This window comes from Myxococcus sp. XM-1-1-1 (genome assembly GCF_020037095.1).
In the GTDB taxonomy this organism is placed as follows: domain Bacteria; phylum Myxococcota; class Myxococcia; order Myxococcales; family Myxococcaceae; genus Myxococcus; species Myxococcus fulvus.
This window is the reverse complement of sequence record NZ_JAIQDH010000003.1, coordinates 17,585-35,183: the sequence shown is the minus strand read 5'-3', so window position 1 is coordinate 35,183 and position 17,599 is coordinate 17,585. Positions and strand designations below refer to the sequence as shown.

15 protein-coding genes are annotated in these 17,599 nt (G+C 70.1%); 9 read left to right on the top strand and 6 right to left on the bottom strand.

Features of this window, described 5'->3' with window-relative positions; genetic code table 11:
• Positions 1-22: 22 nt before the first annotated feature.
• The 4 genes from K8640_RS07795 to K8640_RS07780 form a co-directional block, all read right to left on the bottom strand.
• Positions 23-1,186: an NAD-dependent epimerase/dehydratase family protein gene (locus tag K8640_RS07795; protein ID WP_223746496.1), complete on the bottom strand. Its 1,164-nt coding sequence runs from the start codon at positions 1,184-1,186 to the stop codon at positions 23-25.
• A gap of 87 nt (positions 1,187-1,273) precedes the next feature.
• Positions 1,274-2,533 (bottom strand): hypothetical protein, encoded by a 1,260-nt coding sequence (locus tag K8640_RS07790; RefSeq protein ID WP_223746495.1) that lies wholly within the window; start codon positions 2,531-2,533, stop codon positions 1,274-1,276.
• An 11-nt stretch (positions 2,534-2,544) separates the two neighbouring features.
• The gene (locus K8640_RS07785; protein WP_141327062.1) at positions 2,545-3,384 is read right to left on the bottom strand and encodes a metal-dependent hydrolase; all 840 of its coding nucleotides are present in this window, start codon (positions 3,382-3,384) and stop codon (positions 2,545-2,547) included.
• A gap of 39 nt (positions 3,385-3,423) precedes the next feature.
• A complete protein-coding gene (locus K8640_RS07780) occupies positions 3,424-4,863 on the bottom strand; it encodes a hypothetical protein (protein WP_223746494.1) in 1,440 nt (479 codons plus the stop codon).
• 880 nt (positions 4,864-5,743) lie between these two features.
• Between K8640_RS07780 and K8640_RS07775 the strand changes: the two genes are divergently transcribed.
• From K8640_RS07775 to K8640_RS07750, 6 genes are all read left to right on the top strand, one after another.
• Positions 5,744-7,009, top strand: coding sequence for a hypothetical protein (locus K8640_RS07775; protein WP_141332117.1), 1,266 nt, complete (start codon positions 5,744-5,746; stop codon positions 7,007-7,009).
• Between the two features lie 92 nt (positions 7,010-7,101).
• Positions 7,102-7,929, top strand: coding sequence for a hypothetical protein (locus K8640_RS07770; RefSeq protein ID WP_223746493.1), 828 nt, complete (start codon positions 7,102-7,104; stop codon positions 7,927-7,929).
• An 89-nt stretch (positions 7,930-8,018) separates the two neighbouring features.
• Positions 8,019-8,351 (top strand): hypothetical protein, encoded by a 333-nt coding sequence (locus K8640_RS07765; RefSeq protein ID WP_223746492.1) that lies wholly within the window; start codon positions 8,019-8,021, stop codon positions 8,349-8,351.
• On the top strand, positions 8,348-9,505 hold the full coding sequence (locus K8640_RS07760) for a hypothetical protein (RefSeq protein WP_223746491.1): 1,158 nt from the start codon (positions 8,348-8,350) through the stop codon (positions 9,503-9,505). The genes K8640_RS07765 and K8640_RS07760 overlap by 4 nt, the downstream gene beginning before the upstream one ends.
• Positions 9,506-9,667: 162 nt before the next feature.
• A complete protein-coding gene (locus tag K8640_RS07755; protein WP_223746490.1) occupies positions 9,668-11,905 on the top strand; it encodes an RCC1 repeat-containing protein in 2,238 nt (745 codons plus the stop codon).
• A gap of 62 nt (positions 11,906-11,967) precedes the next feature.
• Positions 11,968-12,933 (top strand): VWA domain-containing protein, encoded by a 966-nt coding sequence (locus K8640_RS07750; RefSeq protein WP_223746489.1) that lies wholly within the window; start codon positions 11,968-11,970, stop codon positions 12,931-12,933.
• Positions 12,934-12,997: 64 nt separating this feature from the next.
• Here the strand turns inward: K8640_RS07750 and K8640_RS07745 are convergent, their stop codons facing one another.
• Positions 12,998-13,999, bottom strand: a complete 1,002-nt coding sequence (locus K8640_RS07745; protein WP_223746488.1) for a dockerin type I domain-containing protein — start codon at positions 13,997-13,999, stop codon at positions 12,998-13,000.
• A 218-nt stretch (positions 14,000-14,217) separates the two neighbouring features.
• Here K8640_RS07745 and K8640_RS07740 point away from each other — a divergent pair, with 218 nt between their 5' ends.
• From K8640_RS07740 to K8640_RS07730, 3 genes are all read left to right on the top strand, one after another.
• Entirely contained in the window at positions 14,218-14,868 is a 651-nt protein-coding gene (locus K8640_RS07740) for a VWA domain-containing protein (RefSeq protein WP_223746487.1), read from the top strand.
• 105 nt (positions 14,869-14,973) lie between these two features.
• On the top strand, positions 14,974-15,534 hold the full coding sequence (locus K8640_RS07735) for a DUF2378 family protein (RefSeq protein ID WP_223746486.1): 561 nt from the start codon (positions 14,974-14,976) through the stop codon (positions 15,532-15,534).
• Positions 15,535-15,555: 21 nt separating this feature from the next.
• Entirely contained in the window at positions 15,556-16,650 is a 1,095-nt protein-coding gene (locus tag K8640_RS07730; RefSeq protein ID WP_223746485.1) for a hypothetical protein, read from the top strand.
• Between the two features lie 6 nt (positions 16,651-16,656).
• Here K8640_RS07730 and K8640_RS07725 read toward each other — a convergent pair whose 3' ends face one another.
• Positions 16,657-17,349, bottom strand: coding sequence for a hypothetical protein (locus tag K8640_RS07725; protein WP_223746904.1), 693 nt, complete (start codon positions 17,347-17,349; stop codon positions 16,657-16,659).
• Positions 17,350-17,599: the final 250 nt, after the last annotated feature.

Here is a 17,599-nt window from a genome sequence, read left to right as displayed (position 1 = left end):
GCGGCACGTAGGAGAGCCGGAATTACCCGCCCTTGCCGGAAGCTGCGGGCACGGGCTTCGGCGCCTCCTGGGCATTGCGCCACAGCGCGAGCAGCTCCGCTTCACGCTCCCGTGGCAGGCCCGCGCGCGGCTTGTCGCGCCGCTCCTGTGGCAGGCCCTTGAAGTACGCCAGCGTGTCGCGGACGGTGACGTCCACGGGACGGAACGTGAGCCCGGCCTTCACCGCCTTCGCGTTGGAGCGCAGGTGCGTGCCCGCGCTGGTGCCGGTGGGCGGCATGTAGATGGGCAGCCTCACGTCGCCCGTCTCGCCCTGCTTCTCCAGGAACTCCGCGGGCACCCACGTCACCTTCGTGTCCTTGCCCGTCACCTTCCGACAGGTGTCGAGCATGGCGCCCATCGACCACGCCTCCGCGGGCCCCACGGCGTTGAACACGCCGTTCACCTGGCCCTCGATGAGCAGCACCAGCCACTCGGCCAGGTCGCGCACGTCGATGATCTGCAGCGGGTCCTTCGGCGAGCCGGGCGCCAGCATCTCCCCGCCCTGGTCGAAGCGCACGGGCCAGTACGTGAAGCGGTCCGAGCGGTCATCCGGTCCGACGATGTAGCCCGGGCGGATGTTGGCCACGCGCCCCGGCAGCGCCGCCTCGGCGGCCTCCTCGCACGCGCGCTTGAGCCCGCCGTAGAACTCGTAGTCCTTGCCCATCGTCTCCACGTTGGGGTCCGCGAGCGTCGCGGTGGGGCCGCGCTCGTCCTCGCCCGGCGTCTTGTCGCTGGCGTACGCGGAGACGCTGGAGATGAAGACATACTGTTTCACGTTCGGCGCCAGCAGCGCCGCCGACGCGCGGACCATGCGCGGGTAGTACCCGGACGTGTCCACCACCGCGTCCCACTTGCGGCCCTTCAGCGCCTTCAGGCCCTCGTCCTTGTCGGGGTCTCTATCGCCGCGCAGCTTCTCCACGTCGGGGAAGAGCTCCGGGCGTGTCCTGCCGCGGTTGAAGAGTGTCAGCGAGTGGCCTCGCGCCCGCGCGGCCTCCACCACGGCGGGCCCGAGGAAGCCCGTGCCTCCCAGGATGAGGATGCGCTTCTTCGCCACCTTCTTCGGCGCGGCCAATGACTCGGGCCCGAGCGCGAGCAACGACGCACCCGTGGCGGAATACACCAGGAACTTCCTACGCGAGGTCTTCATGACGACGGCTCCAGGGGCCGTGGTGTGCTCGGGGGGACGCGCCGGACAACGCGAGCCCGCCTGTTTCATTCCCGGGCAAGCGTCGGGTCAGCGGTCTCCCAGCGCCACGCCCCATCCCAGCGTCCACACGAACCCATGGGTCCAGTCGTCGGTGAGCGGGCGCAGGCCCTGGTAGCGCGCCTCCGCGCTCGCGATGAACAACGCCCCCAGCGCCGCCTGCGCCCGCAGGCCCACGGGCACCCCGAAGCGCGAGCCTCCCTCCCCTGAGAACACGCCCGCCCCCAGCGAGGCCCGCACGTCCACGCCCACCGCGTACGTCGGCCGCCACGCCCACAAGGGTGGCGACGACAACGACAGACTGAAGCCTCCCGTCGCCAGGGGACGACGTCCCAGCCCTACGCCGCGCATCCACTCGAAGGACAACCGCGACGCGTACGGAAGTGGCAGCCCCGCGCGAAGCCCGGCGACGGGGGCGCCGCCTCGCGTGTCGCGTGTCATGCCGCCCAGCAACTGGAAGGACAGCTCCGGCGCGGGGCTGTAGTCGCCGGTCGAAACCCAGACGGCGCCGGGCTCGGCGACCTCCTGGAAGCGCTGAGCCGCCCAGGTGAGGAATGACTGGGTATAGGCAATCGCCGCGGCGGCACGGTCCGCCATGAACACATCAAAGGCCTCCGGCGAGACACCCTCCGTCTGTCCAAAGACCTTCCCAGACGCGCCATACACACCGAACGCCCCCGGCAGCGCAGCGTCCGGCTCCACCCAGAACGCACGCCAGGCCATCAGCGTCCCATCCTCGGCGCGCAGTGATTGCGTGCGCACCACCTCCAGGGTCTCCCGCGCCAGCGCCAGCTGCGCGTCGGGCCCGGACATCGGCGCCACCTCGCGCGTGGGGAGCTGTTCCAGCACACCGCGCAGGCCCCAGCCCTCGAACCCGTCCGAGAAGCCATGGCTCACCGGCACCACGTGCGGCGGCGAGGCCACGTCCTGGATGTGGTGCGCCAGGTGTCCGGCCCTGTCCCACGCGCGCGCCAGGTCTCCTCCACGCGCCGCGTCCAGCGCCTCCTCCCACAACTTGAGCACCCGCGCCGCCGAACCCTCGCGCGGCCCCGAGTCCACCCTCCCCTCCGGCCGGAAGTAGTGGTGCCACCCGGTCCACTTCACGTGGAGGTTCAAGTCCTCCGCCGTCGCACCGTGCAGGACCGCGTCACGGTGCTTCTCCAGGCCCGGCGACGCCTGGGTCGCCCGCTCGAGGGCGACCCGCGTCAGGGCCTCGTGGTCCTTCACCCAGAAGGCCCCCGCCCCCATCGGCGCCAACAAGGCCGCGAGGACGGCGAGCCGCGGCGCCACGACCCGTCCGCTCAGGCGGCCTCCGCCCGGGGCACGTCGAGCGAGTCCAGGTGGGCGCGCGCGATGTGCAGGTTGTCGTTGTCCAGCGGGTGGAACGACGGCCGCAGGTACTCCTTGAGCCCACGCCAGAGCACCCGCACCAGCACCGGGTCCTTCTGGTGCGCGCGCCGCAGCTCCCGCCAGATGCCACCCCACCCCAGCCCCGGCTCCTGCTTCAGCAGCGTGACGGTGGCCGCGAACCACAGGCCGTACAGGGCGATGATGCCCGCGAACATCCCCGTCACGCGCAGGCCGTAGCCCGGCGCCACCTTGCGCAGCACGTCGAAGGCCACGGCCTTGTGCTCAATCTCCTCCGCGGCGTGCCACTCGATGAGCTGGCGCATCGCGGGGTGGCCGTCCTTGAACACGCCGAGCGTCAGCGTGTTCTCCCCCATGATGGCCGTGTAGTGCTCCAGCGCGGCGGTGATGGAGAGCCGCAGGGAGGCCGGGAAGTACTTGTCGATGAAGCCCCAGACGATGCGCTGGTACGCCCTCATGAAGCCGGTGATGACGTAGCCCTGTGACTCCAGCAGCTCGATGTAGTCCTGGTGCTCGCGAGCGTGCTGCCCCTCCTGGGCGAAGAACGCCTTCACCTGCGCGCGCAGCTCCGGGACATCGGCCAGCGCGGGGAGGTAGTGGTTGACGCTGCGCACGAAGAAGCGCTCGCCCTGGGGGAAGAGCAGGTTGAGTCCGTTCCACAGGTGCGTCGAGCCCAGGCCGTTGTGGTGCCAGACCCGGGGGAAGGTGGCATCGAAGTGGAACTTCAGGTGCGGTCTGGGGACGATGCGGCCGGGGTCGGGGGGATTGACCATGAGTGGGGGGATTCTCGTGCGCCGGAGGGGGACGGCGGGTCAGAAGGAAGGGGGCGTGACGGAACGCACCCTTCGGGGGAATTCGCGCTCGAGCTCGGTTCGGAAGGCGATGAGCCGCTCCCGGGCGGTGAAGGGACCGCTGCCAGCGATAGCGCCGAAGAAGCGCTTGCGCACGCCTTTACGCGTCACGCACAGCACCTCCGTGACGCACAGTGCCACCCCGCCACCCACGGCGGGCAGCGGCCGCATGGTGTTGAAGTGGATGGGCGCGTGCCGCTCCAGCGCGGCCTCGTCCTCCACCTCCAGGGTGATCTTCGACAGGAGCGCGTTGCCGCACAGCGCGGAGGCCACCTGCCGCAGCCCCGGCGTGTAGGCGAAGCCGTGCGTGGTGAGCGACGGCATCCACCAGGGCAGCGACGGCGAGTACAGGGTGGAGAAGATGTCCTCCAGCACGCCGCCCTCCGTCCGGGTGTGCTCGAGCAGGTGGGAGACCCGCGCGGGCGTCACCGGGCCGTCGCGGGTGAGGGAGGGAATCACCGCGATGCGGATGCGCCGCCAGGGCCTTGGCACCGACGTGGGCGCATCCGGCAACACCGGCACCAGCATCGTCGGGTTGTCGGTGCGCAACAGCCCCCCGTGGGAGCGCCCCAGCGCCCCCAGCACCGCGCACGCCAGGTTGCGGAAGTCGAGCTGCTCGGGCAGCGCCACGCGCAGCAACGCAGAAGGGTCCGAAGGCCCCGTCAACCACTCCCCGCCGTCGGCGCCCTGGGGCCCGCGAGGCAGCCCCGCGGCAATCACCCGCGACACCTCCATCATCGCCGTGCCGTCCATCACCAGGTGGTCGAACGCCAGCTCCAGCGAGCCCGTGGTCCGCTCCACCCGCGCCCCCAGCCAGGCGCTCGTCGTCAAGAGATGGGACGTCCAGGCGCTGTCGCCGTGGCCCGCGGCGTCCACCACCACCTGGGGATGCAGCCCGTCGCGGCGCGCCTCGGACAGCGAGCAGGGGGCGCGGGACTCGAGGAGCGCCGCCACCGCCTCGGAGGTGAGCGACGCGCCCACCAGGGGGAGCCGGGCCACCCGGAAGCCGCCTCCGGGCACGGTGACGGCCACGGTGAGCACCCCGTCATCCGCGACGCGCTGACGGGCATCCAGGCCCATGCGCCCCAGCCCCGCCAGCCAGACATCCGTGGGCTGGTTGTGCCGACGGCCCCGCGTGCCCACGTGCCAGCGGGCCACCTGGGCGAGCAGCGCGGACACCCACTCGCCCCCCCGGGTGTCGATGCCCAGCGGCTGCACCGTCATCATGACGCGGCGCGAGCGCGGCTCGGTGGACAGGAAGCGCTCCCACGACGTCAGCTCCGGCACCACGTCCGACACCTGGCGCGCCGGGAAGGTCCGCTGCCAGCCGTCGCACGCCCCCACCAGCACTGACAGCGCCTGACGCGCCACCGGCACGAAGTGCGGGAACTTGTGCGCCATCGACTCCCGCACGCGTGAGCGGGTGTCCCCGGCACGCTGAAGAGCGAACGAAGGAATGGAACCAGAGCCGTCCATGGCACGTGTCCCGCGCAAGCGCACCGGCGAGGTGACCCACTGCATTGGCCGTGGAGTGTACCGGACACTTCCCGCCAACGGGATTCTGTCGCACGTCCTCATGTCGAGACACACCCCGCATTCATACGGGTGGTGAAGGACTCACGCCCTCATCCCCGTTTCATCGCCGGCAGGGAACCGCGACCAGCACCTCACCGAGTCCCAGCCCGCCACACGCACAGCGCGGGCCGCCCCCAAGGTCTCCAGCCGGGCGCAGCGGGACGGGACACTTCCGCTCCCAGCGGCCCGCGTGGACCGTCCACCCGGACGCCCTCCCACGTCCCTGCCAGGAAGGCTCCGGGTCCGTCTTTCGCGCCGCGCACGGGTGTGTCACCCGCCGCGCCAGTGCACGACGCACACCGACGTGCGGTTTCCACGCAGACATCCCATCCAAGCACTTGCATCAGAACGACAGGCTTCACGCGCGTGTGACGTGTCGCCCCCGAGGCTCGCGCCGACCCCTCGGGAAACCCAAACAAAATCAAACTAGATTTCACCGACAAAGCAACATTGAACGACAAAGTCGCTTTAACCCAACCCGCACTGGCAGTCACACCCGCAATCGGTAGGATGGGTTTGTCCAGGAAGAAGCACCCCGTCTGGACAGAGGGGGAATCCAGCCACACAGCACCTGGCCCGGCTTCGGTGCCTGCTCGGTGACGGGCGGGTGACCGCGACGCCAGCACGCGGCTTGCGCGCCCATGGCACGCAGGCACGGGACGGGTGCGCCCTCTATTCCTCACGCCACGCAAAAGGAATGCAATCCATGAAGAAGCTTCTCGCTACCACCGCGGCCGCGGCGCTCTCGCTCACCGCGACGCAGGCGCTCGCGGCGCCCATGTCCCCGTCCGCCAAGCCCATGGCGCAGTACTTCTCCCCCACGGTCCAGGACGCGTTCACCCTGCTGGGTGACACGGACAACAACAACCTCGTCTATTACGTCCCGCGCCGCGGCGGCGTGGCCGTGCAGTCCCCCCAGACGACCAACCCCATCCCCCGCTTCCAGATCACCTCCTTCATCCCCATCTTCGGCTACTTCGCGGGCCTGGAGCTGGCGAACCTGGGTGGCTCGTTCTCCACCACCAGTGACCTGGGCGCGCTGAACCGGCTGTCCACGGAGGCCGCCGCGCTGGGCTTCCAGATCGCCCCGGCCCCGGCCAACCGCTCCACCACGCAGTTCGTGCTGTCCGGTTACGCGCCCGTCAACGGTCGCGTGGAGGTCGACTGCGACTTCGAGATCCTCGTCGTCAACGGCCGTGAGGTGCGCGTCCCCGTGTGCTTCACGCACCTGGACCCGTCCCAGCCGTACGACATCAACACCAACGTGATGTACAAGTTCAACACGCTGCCCGCCGTCAGCGGCAGCGTCGTGGCGCAGGACATCGCCTTCCAGGCGACCACCCTGCCCGGCTGGACGCCGCAGCTGCGCGCGCTGATGGCCACCGGCGCCCAGTGGGACAACATCATGACGGCGCAGATCGACTGGGACATCAAGACGCACAACCTCACCCGTCAGGCGCGCTTCACGGTGAACTGGCGCTCGCTGTTCGAGCAGGCCAGCGCGTTCGCGGCCTTCCACCTGAGCTCCTGCGTGGACATCGAGGTTCGCGCCTTCTTCGAGCGCCTGGTGACGTGTTCCGCGGAGAACGCCTGCGGCATCCGCATCGAGTACCTGGGCAGCAACGGCCAGTGGGGCCCCACCGCGCCCAATGACGCCAACTTCATCAACGTCGTGAACGCCGTCCAGGCCCGCCTCCAGGACGAGCTGTTCAACGAGGTGCGCCGCTACACCACGCCGGTCAACGGCCAGGTCTCCAACCAGACCAACTCCATCTTCACCATGCGCGCCAACTACGAGAAGCTCATCCTGGAGCGCAACGAGGTCGTCTACATCCAGTACAACCCGGGTCCCACGGACTTCACCGTCAAGACCAACCTCAACGTCACCTGCCTCATGGATGGCTTCGAGATGGGCCGCGTGAACTGGAACATGAACGACGCGGGCTGCCGCGCGCTGCTGGGCCAGCCGTAATCCGGCGCTGGCGCTGATTCGACTCCGGGGCGGAGGCCACCTTCCTGGCGGCTTCCGCCCCCCTTTCCATCCTCACCCCAGGCCCTGCACCCATGCGATTGCTCTCGCTCTGTCTCACGCTCGCCCTGTGTCTGGCGGCTGCCCCCGCCCAGGCCCAGACGGACACGCCCCCGCTCGACTACGCGCGCACCCTTCGCGAGTCGGAGATGGTGTTCATCCCGTACATGGGCATGAACCGCGGTCCCATCTTCTATACGCAGTACGCCCAGGTCGCGACGGACTCCGTGGCCACGGTGGGCGGCATGCGGCGGCTGTTCGTGAACCTGCACCCCACCGCCCATACGCTCAACCTGTACAACGGCTTCATCAGCCGTCACGGCATCACCGACGCGCGCCTGCTGCCCACCTTCCCCGCCACCGGTTGCCAGCCGACGCAGGCCATCATCGACCTGCTCCCCGGCATCCCCGCCAGCTACAAGCCGAAGGCCGTGGGCGGCAACTACCCGCTCGTGTGTGGCATCAGCGTCCACTTCCTGCCGGCGGACGAGGCCATGGTGCGCGCCCACATCGCCGCCAACCCCGTCATCACCCTGCGCGTCAACGTGCCGCTGTGCGCGCCCTCCAGCCCGCTGCTCAACGTGCCGGGCATCAACCAGGTGCTGGTGACCAACGGCGCGCTCCAGTCGCAGCCCACCGGGGGCGTGACGGGCAACAGCTGGGACGTGCTCTTCGAGTCCGCGAAGCTCGCGCAGACCAATCCCTCGCTCTTCGTCACCACGGACCCGCAGGTGGGCTGGGAGACGTATGTGAAGGCCTTCACGCTGGACCTCGCCGCCCAGACGGCGACGATGACACCCGCGGTGGCCGGGAGCTCCTCGGCCATCTGCACGCCCGCGCCGCTGGCGCTCGAGCACGGCTGAGACGCCGCGCCCGGACATTCGAACCCTCACATCGGCAGCCGGGGGCGGACATGGCGTGGGCCATGACGCTCCCGGCTCGGGAGCTTTTCATGAAGACACGATGGGTCTGGGTCCTGATGGGACTCGTGGGCGGCATGGCGTGCTCGGGCAAGGACGACCCCGACGAGGGCGAGACGCCGCGGCAACGCCGCGCGAAGCTCCAGCGCTGCATCGTCACCCGGCTGCCCCGGCCCACGGGCTCCGTGGAGCCCACGTGGTCCGTGTCCGGCTTCGCCTTGGTGGGCGCCTACCGGGCCTGTGAGCCGGACGCGGAGCGCGCCACGGCCTCGGACTTCGGCCAGGTGGTGGAGGACATCGCGCGATGGGAGTCCGAGGACGTCTCGCGCGTGAGGCTCACGCAGCCGGCGGAGCTGGCGCCGTGAGGCGGCTGGCCGTGCTCGCGCTGGTGCTGCTCGCGGGGATGGCGTCCGCGTCCGCGCGAGGCGGGGTGGCCCAGGAGTGCACCGGGTGCCACACGTCCCAGCGCACCGAGCCCCAGACGCGCTTCGCCAACGGCCTGGGCCGGTGGACCGACAGCCAGTGCTACGGCTGCCACGCGGAGATCAACGACGTGGCCCGCAAGCGCCAGAAGCGAGAGCCGGACCCGCGCTACTTCGCGGTGCCGGTGCGCGAGGAGAAGCTCGCCCACCTGGCCACCACGCCGCTGTCGTACATGAACGCGCCGGAGCTGCTCGAGGAGCCCGGACACGCGGTGCCGCGCATCTCCGCGCGGGGCCTCGCGGCGTTCCTCAGGCGGCCGAGCACGCTCTCGCAGAAGGAGGGCAGCCGCGCCCCCCGGATGATGGCCTACCCCGCGCTCCGCCCGGGCGACGTCCAGGACATCGCCGCGCTGCTGGCCGTGCGCCTGCCGGCGAAGGAGGCGCCGCTGGCCAGGTTGACGCCGCACGAGCGCCCCGCCGCCGACGCGCTGTGGAAGGCGCGCTGCGCCGCGTGCCACACCGGCCCCCGTCCGCTCTCCGGACGCGACGGCGTGTCGCTGGGGCTCTACACGCCCGAGTGGACGTACGAGTACTGCCGCGAGCCCTCGCCCCACGCTCGCCAGGGGCGGCAGATGCCGGAGGTGCCGCTCACGCTCGACGAGGCGAAGCTGCTGCATCGCCTGTTCGACGAGCAGCGGCGCGAGAAGGAGCGCGAGCTGGATGCACGCGTCACGGGCCTCGCGGTGAAGCAGGCCGCCGCGCCGGGCCCGGTGCCTCCGACGATGCTCGCGTACCTCTGGGGCCCGTTCTTCCGGGACGCCACATGCGTGCACTGCCACGCGACGAGCCCTCGCGCCGCCAGTGCCTTCACGGCGGATGCACAGGGGCTGAAGACCTATCTGAAGAAGAAGTCCGGCGAGGAGTTCTGGCGGCGGCTGGAGACGCGCGCGCTGGAGGCCGAGCACGGCCTGGTGGCCGCCTCGCCCGGCATGCCCATGGCGGGCGTGGAGCTGCCGCCAGAGCTGCGGGCGCTCGTCGCTCGGTGGGTGGTGGACGGCTGCAAGGACACCGAAGGCAGGTCCTGGTGCCGTCGCTGACGGCCTTTGTGGGGGACGTTCGCGCAGGTTCCGCGACACCGCATGGCGCGCCCCTCGGAGCTGCGGGCGCTCGTCGCTCGGTGGGGGGGTGGAGGGTTGAAGGAGTTTCCGCAAGCAGGTCCTGGTGCCGTCGCTGACGGCCTTTGTCGGGGAGGTTCGCGCATGTTCCGCAACGCGACGTGGAGCAGTTCCGTCCGGTGGTGCGCCGTCCTGGCGCTGTGGCTCCTCGCGGGCTGCGGCGAGTGGGCGATGGCGCCGGCCCCCGCGCTGAGCCAGGTGCGCGTGCCGCTCGCCGGCCGGAGCTCCGCGTCGCGCCTGTCGCTGGGCCAATACCACTCGGTGGGCGTGCACTCGGACGGCACCGTGTGGGCCTGGGGCTACAACCGCCAGGGACAGCTGGGCAACGGCCAGCTCACCGACAGCCCGACGCCGGTGCAGGTGAGCCAGCTCACGGACGCAGTGGCGGTGGCCTCGGGGGACTACCACTCGCTGGCGCTGCGCTCGGACGGCACCGTCTGGGGCTGGGGCGACAACTACTCCGGACAGCTCGGCACGGGGACGACCAGCGCGAGCGTGCAGCCGGTGCGGGTCCAGTCCCTGACGGGTGTGCTCTCGGTGGGCTCGGGCTTCTCGCACTCCGTGGCGCTGCGCTCGGACGGCACCGTCTGGGCCTGGGGTGACAACCGCTACAAGCAGGTCGGTCCCCACTCGGCGACGAGCAACTCGCTGCCCATCCAGGTCCCCGGCCTGCGCGAGGTCATCGCGGTAGCGGCCGGTGGCAACACTTCGCTGGCGCTGCGCGCGGACGGCACCGTGTGGGCCTGGGGCGACAACCGCAGCGGTCAGCTCGGCGACGGCACGGTGACGACGCGCGGCCAACCCGCCCAGGTGCTCGGCCTGACGGGCGTGGCGACGGTGTCCGCGGGCGCGTCACACTGCGTGGCCTTGCGCTCGGACGGCACGGCGTGGGCCTGGGGACTCAACGCCACCGGGCAGCTGGGAGACGGCACGGTGAGCAACCGCACCGCGCCCGTCCAGGTGCCGCTGACGGAGGTGATGGCGGTGGTGGCCGGCAACTACCACTCGCTGGCGGTGCGCTCGGACGGCGCGGTGTGGGCCTGGGGCGACAACCGCTACCGGCAGCTCGGCAACGGGACGCTGACGAGCAGCCGGGTGCCCATCCTCGCGGGGCTCACGGGCGGCGTCACGCTGGTGGCGGGCTTCAAGCACTCGCTGACGCTGCGCGCGGACGGCACCGTGTGGGCCTGGGGCGACAACGCGTTCGGCCAGCTGGGTGACAGCACCTTCCAGCCGCGCATGTCGCCGGTGCGCGTGGGGACGACGCAGACGCTGGGCAACCCGGGTGTCACGTCGGGCCAGCTGCACTCCGTCTACCTGGACGCGTCCGGGAATGTCTGGAGCTGGGGCGACAACGAGAGCGGCCAGCTGGGCAACGGCACGGGCGCGGACCGGCTGACGCCCGCCCTCATGGGGCTGTCAGGCGCGGTGTCCGTGGCCGCGGGCGACAAGCACACCGTGGTGCTCAAGGCAGACACCACCGTGTGGGCCTGGGGAGTCAACAGCCGGGGCGAGGTGGGCGACGGCAGCAACGTGGACCGCTCGCAGCCCGTGCGGGTCTCCAACCTCACGGGCATCTCCGCCGTCTCCTCCGGGGCCCTGCACTCGCTGGCGCTGCGCAACGACGGCACGGTGTGGGCGTGGGGCTTCAACCGCTACGGACAGCTGGGGGATGGCTCCACGGCGGACCGAAACGTGCCCGTACGGGTGACGGGGCTGACGGGCGTGACGGCCATCGCCGCGGGCCACAGCCACTCCATGGCGCTGCGCTCGGACGGCACCGTGTGGGCGTGGGGCTACAACTTCGACGGACAGATTGGCAGCGGGACGAACGCTTGGCACATCGTCCCGGTGCAGGTGGTGGGGCTCACCGGAGTGACGAGCATCATCGCGGGGGGCTACCACTCGCTGGCGCTGCGCTCGGACGGCACGGTGTGGTCCTGGGGCTACAACGGCTCGGGGCAGCTGGGGAATGGCTCGACCCTGAACCTCAACGCGCCCGGGCCGGTGTCGAACCTGACGGGCGTCGTCTCCATCGCGGCGGGGAACTTCCACTCGCTGGCGCTGCGCTCGGACGGCACGGTGCGCGCGTGGGGGTTCAACTTCGACGGCCAGCTGGGAGATGGGCTGCTGGAGAACCGCCACGTGCCGGTGATGGTGGCGGGGATGAGCAACGCGGTGGCCATCATCGCGGGGGACCACCATTCGATGGCGCTGCGCTCGGACGGGACGGCGTGGGCGTGGGGATACAACGGCGAGGGCCAGTTGGGGGACGGCACGCGGGATGACCGCCTCATTCCCACGCAGGTGGAGATGTTCTGAGGCGCCACGCTTCACGGGACGGCCGTTGGGTCCCTTCCGCAGCACCCGACTAGGAGACACCCATGTTGCCTCGAAGACTGAACGGGCGGGCGCCTGGAGCGCTCGCGGCCAGCGGACTCGCCCTGGTGTTGCTGGGCGGCGCCGACGCGCGGGCCTTCACCGAGGAGCACGTCATCATCCTCATCGACCGCAGCGGCTCCATGCTCACGACGCGCGCCTCGGGCCAGACGCGCTTCGTGGAGGCCGTGACGCGGGGACGCGACTTCGTGCAGACGCCCAATGTCCTGCCGCGCCGCTTCGCCGTGTGGACGTTCGAGGGGGCCACCTACCGCCGTGAGCAGGGCTTCATGGACGGGGCGTCGACGGTGACGACGCTGAACAACCTGACCTCGGGCCTGGGGGCCACGCCGCTGGCGGTGACCGTCTGCGATGCCGCGGACGAGCTGCTCCAGTTCGAGCCCGGCGTGGACGCACGCAAGGTGGTCCACCTCATCTCCGACGGAGAGGAGAACAGCACGCCCGAAGACTCGCTGTGCTGGGGTCCTCCCAGCACCACGCGCTACCCGACGCTGGCGGAGGGCTCGTGGCAGTGGAAGGTCCGCAACATGCTCAAGACCGGCGACCCCCTGCGCGACAGCCCCAACCCCTTCCAGCTCGTGTTCGACGCCGACGTCTTCTACAACCACCTCACCCTGTCGCCCTCGGCGAACGCTCCGGAGCCAGACTTCCACACGCTGCTCCGGGGGCTGTCTCAGGACTCGGGCGGGCGATACACGCCCATCGAGGACAGCAAGCCCCTGCCCATCCCCGGCGACACGGATGGCAACGGCTGCATCGACTCGAAGGACTACTACTTCGTGCTGGCCAACTACGGGCTGAGCGTGCCGCCCGCGGACCCGAAGGCCGACTTCAACGGCGACAAGGTGGTGGACTTCACCGACTTCAGCACCGTCCGGGGCAACCTGGGTCGAGGCTGCGCCCCGAATCCCCAACCCGCTCAGCCCCGCCCAGGCGTCCGCGAGGAGTGACGGAAGCGACGGCGGCCCGGCGCGGTACGCTCGCGCCGGACCGGGTGTCTCGGGGGGAACGGCGCTACTCGCGCCCGTTCAACGGCGCGGCGCAGCTGCCGCCCATGCCCCAGTTGCTCATGACCACGGCGTAGTCGTTGTAGTCGACGACGCCATCGCTGTTCACGTCGGCGGCCGGGTCGCCGGGAGGAACCGAGAAGCCGAAGTTCGCGAGCACCAGATTGTAGTCGACGTTGTCGACACAGCCGCTCTGGTTGGTGTCGCCATAGACAGGCGGCGGCGAGCTGTCAGCCGCCTGGATGAAGCGCCCGCCGGTCTCGGCCGCGATGCCCTTGAGGAACTCCTTGAAGGGGTCGCTGACGGTCGGGCCCGGCGAGGCCGGCGCCAGCCATTCGCCCGACTCCGAGTACTCGGGGATCCCCGGCACCACACCATTCAGCGGCGAGATAAGGGTCGTGAAGTAGTCGATGTCGGCGATGAGGGCGAAGGTGCCCGGGTCGTTGGGATTCTGGGGATTGCCCGTCCGGAGCTTGTTGAGGACCTTCCACTGCCAGGACTGCGCCGTCAGGTTCGGATAGACGCCCGCGCTCGGATTGCCGGCGCACTCCGACGTGGAAGGCGAGCTGTTCTCCTCCCCATCCGAGCTCAGGCGGAGCTTCTTCCGCGCGAAGACCTGCGGGCGATAGAGCATGAGTCTGTCGACCGCCGCGCAGGAGGCATAGGCCAGCGGCGTTCCCCCTCCTGGCCCCGCCAGGTTGTTCAGCGCGGCGATCGCCGTGTCGGCATTGGGGGTGAAGGGCTGATGCTCGAAGTATGACGAGCCCTCGAACGACCAGACCGCGAAGTGCCTTGTATTGTTTGGACTGGGCAGCCGGACTTCCTTCAAGGCGCGATCGATGGCGGCGGCATATCGAGTCGTGCCGTCGGAACGGATCTGGAGCATCGAGCCGCTGCGGTCGATGAGCAGGAGAACGTGCTCCTCTCCAGCCCTTGCTTCCTCTGGGACAGCCAGGAAGATCAACCCCAGTGCCCCGAACAGATGTGCCGCTGTCTTGTATGACTTCACGGGTTCATCCTTTCGTCACGGAATCAGGGTCAGGCCCGCCCCATCTGGACCTCGACGTCGACGAGCGGGCCCGAAACGCCAGACATCTGGCGCCATCATTTCTATGCCACGCATTGCAATATCAAGAAATAGTGGACAATCCTTACTTTCAGTAAATTCACAACAATCTAGAGTGAAGCCACCCAACGCCTGACTCACTTCACGAAAAGGCCACCGCCATGATGCACACGACGCTGAAGAGCCTGTTGCTGCTGCTGGGGTTCTTGCTCCTCGCGGGCCCCGGGGGAGGAATGGCGACCGCCCACGCCGAAGAGCAACACATCATCCTGCTCATCGACCGAAGCGGCGCCATGAACGTCCTCGAATCGGATGGACAAACCCGCTTCCAGAAGGCCATCGGTCGCGCCCAGCAACGGGTCCTCGCGCCTTCGACAGCGACGCGCCACTTCGCCGTGTGGTCCTTCGAAGGGTCGAGCTACATCGAGCATCTCGCCTTCACGCCGAACATCGACTTCGTCATGAGCAGCCTCTTCCACCTGCGCGCCGGCTTCGGGCAGACGCCGCTCGCCCTCGCCCTCTGCGCGGCGGTCGACCACCTGACGCAGTACCGACCCTCGGTCCTGGCGACCAAGGACATCGCGCTCTTCATCGGCACGCGGGAGAACAGCACGCCCCTGGGCGCGCAGTGCGCGGGCCCCTGGAGCCCCGCGCAGTATCCCTTCTTCTCGCCCCAATCCTGGCAGTGGAAGGTCCTCAACAAGCTCCGGACGGGCAATCCCCAGAACCCCAACTCCGTCCCCTTCCCTCTCATCGCGAACTACGACAGCGTGTTCCTGGCCCTCGCGAACGCCGGCCCCGTCATCCCCTGAGCCTCCACCGTGCGGGGCACGTCCGACAGGACTGGCCTTGGGAGGTCGGCTCCGGAGAGAATGCGCGCGCGCCGGTGGGTGGCCGGCGACCTTGGGGGAAAGCGCATGAGCCAGGAGCGCGTCATCTTCGGCAACACGGTGGACAGCCTGTATCTGAAGACCCTCGACAAGGACTTGTCCTACGACCTTCGCAACGAGCTGCGGGAGATGGGCATGGACCTGGACGGCCCGCTCCAGGCCGCCTATCCCCACGCCGTCTGGGTGCGCTGCCTGGACACGGTGGCCCGCGCGCTCCATCCGGACCGGACGCTCGAGGACGCGCGCCGGCTGCTCGCGCGGCGCATGATTGAAGGCTACGCGCAGACCGTCATGGGCGCGGCGGTGCTCACCCTGGCGCGCGTGCTGGGCCCCATGCGCTCGCTGGGCCGGATGACGCACAACTTCAGGAGCGGCAACAACTTCACCGAGACCCGCGTCACGGTGGTGAACCCCACCACCGCGGACCTCTGGTTCAACGAGCCCGCGGCCACCGAGGGCTTCGTCGAGGGTGTGCTGGAGGAGGGGCTGCATCGCATCGGTGTCCGGGGGCTGACCATTTCCCGCACCCGTCACGACGAGGACTCCTGTACCTATCGGCTCGAGTGGTACGACCCCTCCGCTCGCTGACCTCCTTCCCCGAGCCCCTCGATGCCCCGCCTCCTCGACTCCCTCCCCGAGCTCTACCGCGAGCTGCTCCCCGGCTTCTTCCGCCAGGACGTCCCCGAGGAGACCAAGGCCACCTGTTCGAACTGCGCCATGTGCGAGGGCTCCGCCCAGGGCAGCGTGGAGGCCGTGGACGGCGTCAGCCGCCTGTTCCGCCCCGACACCAAGTGCTGCACCTACTTCCCGCGCCTGCCCAACTACCTGGTGGGCGCGCTCCTGTCGGATGAGCGGCCGGAGCTGTCCGAGGGCCGCTCGCGCATGGAGGCGCGCATCGCCGCGCGCATCGGCGTGACGCCGCAGTGGGTGAAGCCCCCGGCCAAGTTCAACTTCCTCTACAAGAACGGCACCCAGTTCTTCGGCCGGGCCGCGTCGCTGCGCTGCCCCTACTACGCGCAACACAGCGGCGGCTGCACCATCTGGCCCTACCGCGAGGCGGTGTGCTCCACGTTCTTCTGCAAGTACGTGGCGGGCGCGGACGGCCGCAGGTTCTACATGTCCCTCAAGACGTACCTGACGCTGACGGAGATCCAGCTGTCGCGCTGGACGACGCTCCAGCTGCTGCCCGACTACATCCTGTCCGGCAAGGACCGCCCGGAGCTGCAGCCCTCACCGCTCGCCGTCGAGGACCTGGACGACGCGCCACCTCCCGCGCGCGCCTACGCGGACCTGTGGAAGGGCTACGTGGGCCTGGAGGTGGACTACTACCGCGAGTGCCACCGGCTGGTGCGCGGGCTGGACGCCGCGGGGCTCGACAAGCTGCTCGGCCTGGACGGCCTCATCGAGCTCAAGGCGCTGGAGGCGCACCTGGGCACCGCCGTGTCCTCCCAGCTGCCGCGCACGCTCAAGTTCAACGCGGACGCCACCGTGCAGTGGATGCCCGACGGCAGCGTGGCCCTGGGCGCGTACAGCGACTTCGACGCCGTGGCCCTGCCCGGCGAGGCCTACGGGCTGCTCGTGGAGTTCACCGGGCGACAGAGCGTGGAGGCCGTGCGCCACCACCTGCGCGAGCACAAGCAGGCGGACCTGTCCGAGGACGTGCTGCTGGAGCTCTACCGGCACCGCATCCTCGTGGAGGTCTAGGCTCGGCTACGGAGGGCCGGACAGCGCGCCCAGCTCCTGCAACAGGCGGCTGGACGCGTGCGCCTCCCGCCACGCGGGCACCGACGCCGACAGGTGCTCGGCCAGCCACGCGCAGAAGCCCGGGTCTCCAGCACCGAGCCACTCCGCCGACTCGGTCAGCTCCGCCTGCGCGGCCTCCCACGCCCGGCGGTAGGCGCTCGCCGAGGACATCACCTGCGTCACCGCGTGCGTGAAGGCATCCAGCGACGCCCTCAGCTCCAGCGCCGCCGAGGGCTCCTTGCCGCGCGACTCGCGCAGCCGTCCCAGGTGCAACAGCAGCCCCTGCTCCAGCGCCGCGGTGGTGCCCAGCCGCGCCTGCGCCCCGCGCAAGAGCAGCTGCAGGTCCTCGTTCAACTCGCGCAGCAGCTCCTCCGTCGAGCGCGCCACCGGGCGGCCCAGCCGCGTGCAGACGGCCTGCCAGAGGTTGCTGTACGCGAGCAGCTCGCTGACCCCGCGGCGGACGTGAGGAGGGATGCGGTCCAGGAACTCCAGCGCGGCGCCACGCGCCTCGACGGCCAGCGCGCCGGAGCCCTTGGCCAGCTGCAGCAGCTTCCAGGCCCACGGAAGGGCCTGCTCGGTGGAGCGGAACAGCGCCTCGCAGCTCGCGCTCAGCGCGCCCGCGTGGCTGCCCTCCTTCGGCACCGCGGGGGCCTGGGCCATCTTCAAGGGCTCCGGTTCCTGGGGCTCATGCTGAACACTTCCTTCGTGCTCGCGCCGCGCGCCTTCCGACGAGGAATGTTCGCGTTCCGAAGAGCTGTCGTCCAGCCACATGCATCTCCTCCGGCCTCGTCGGCGGACCCCCGGTTATCGCACGCCCCGTCGGCAACCTCCAAGAGCCTCGCGACCCGGCATGAAGGACACCCGACGTGCGTCCCGGACGTCGACGCCCGTGGCCGTTCGGGCATTCAAA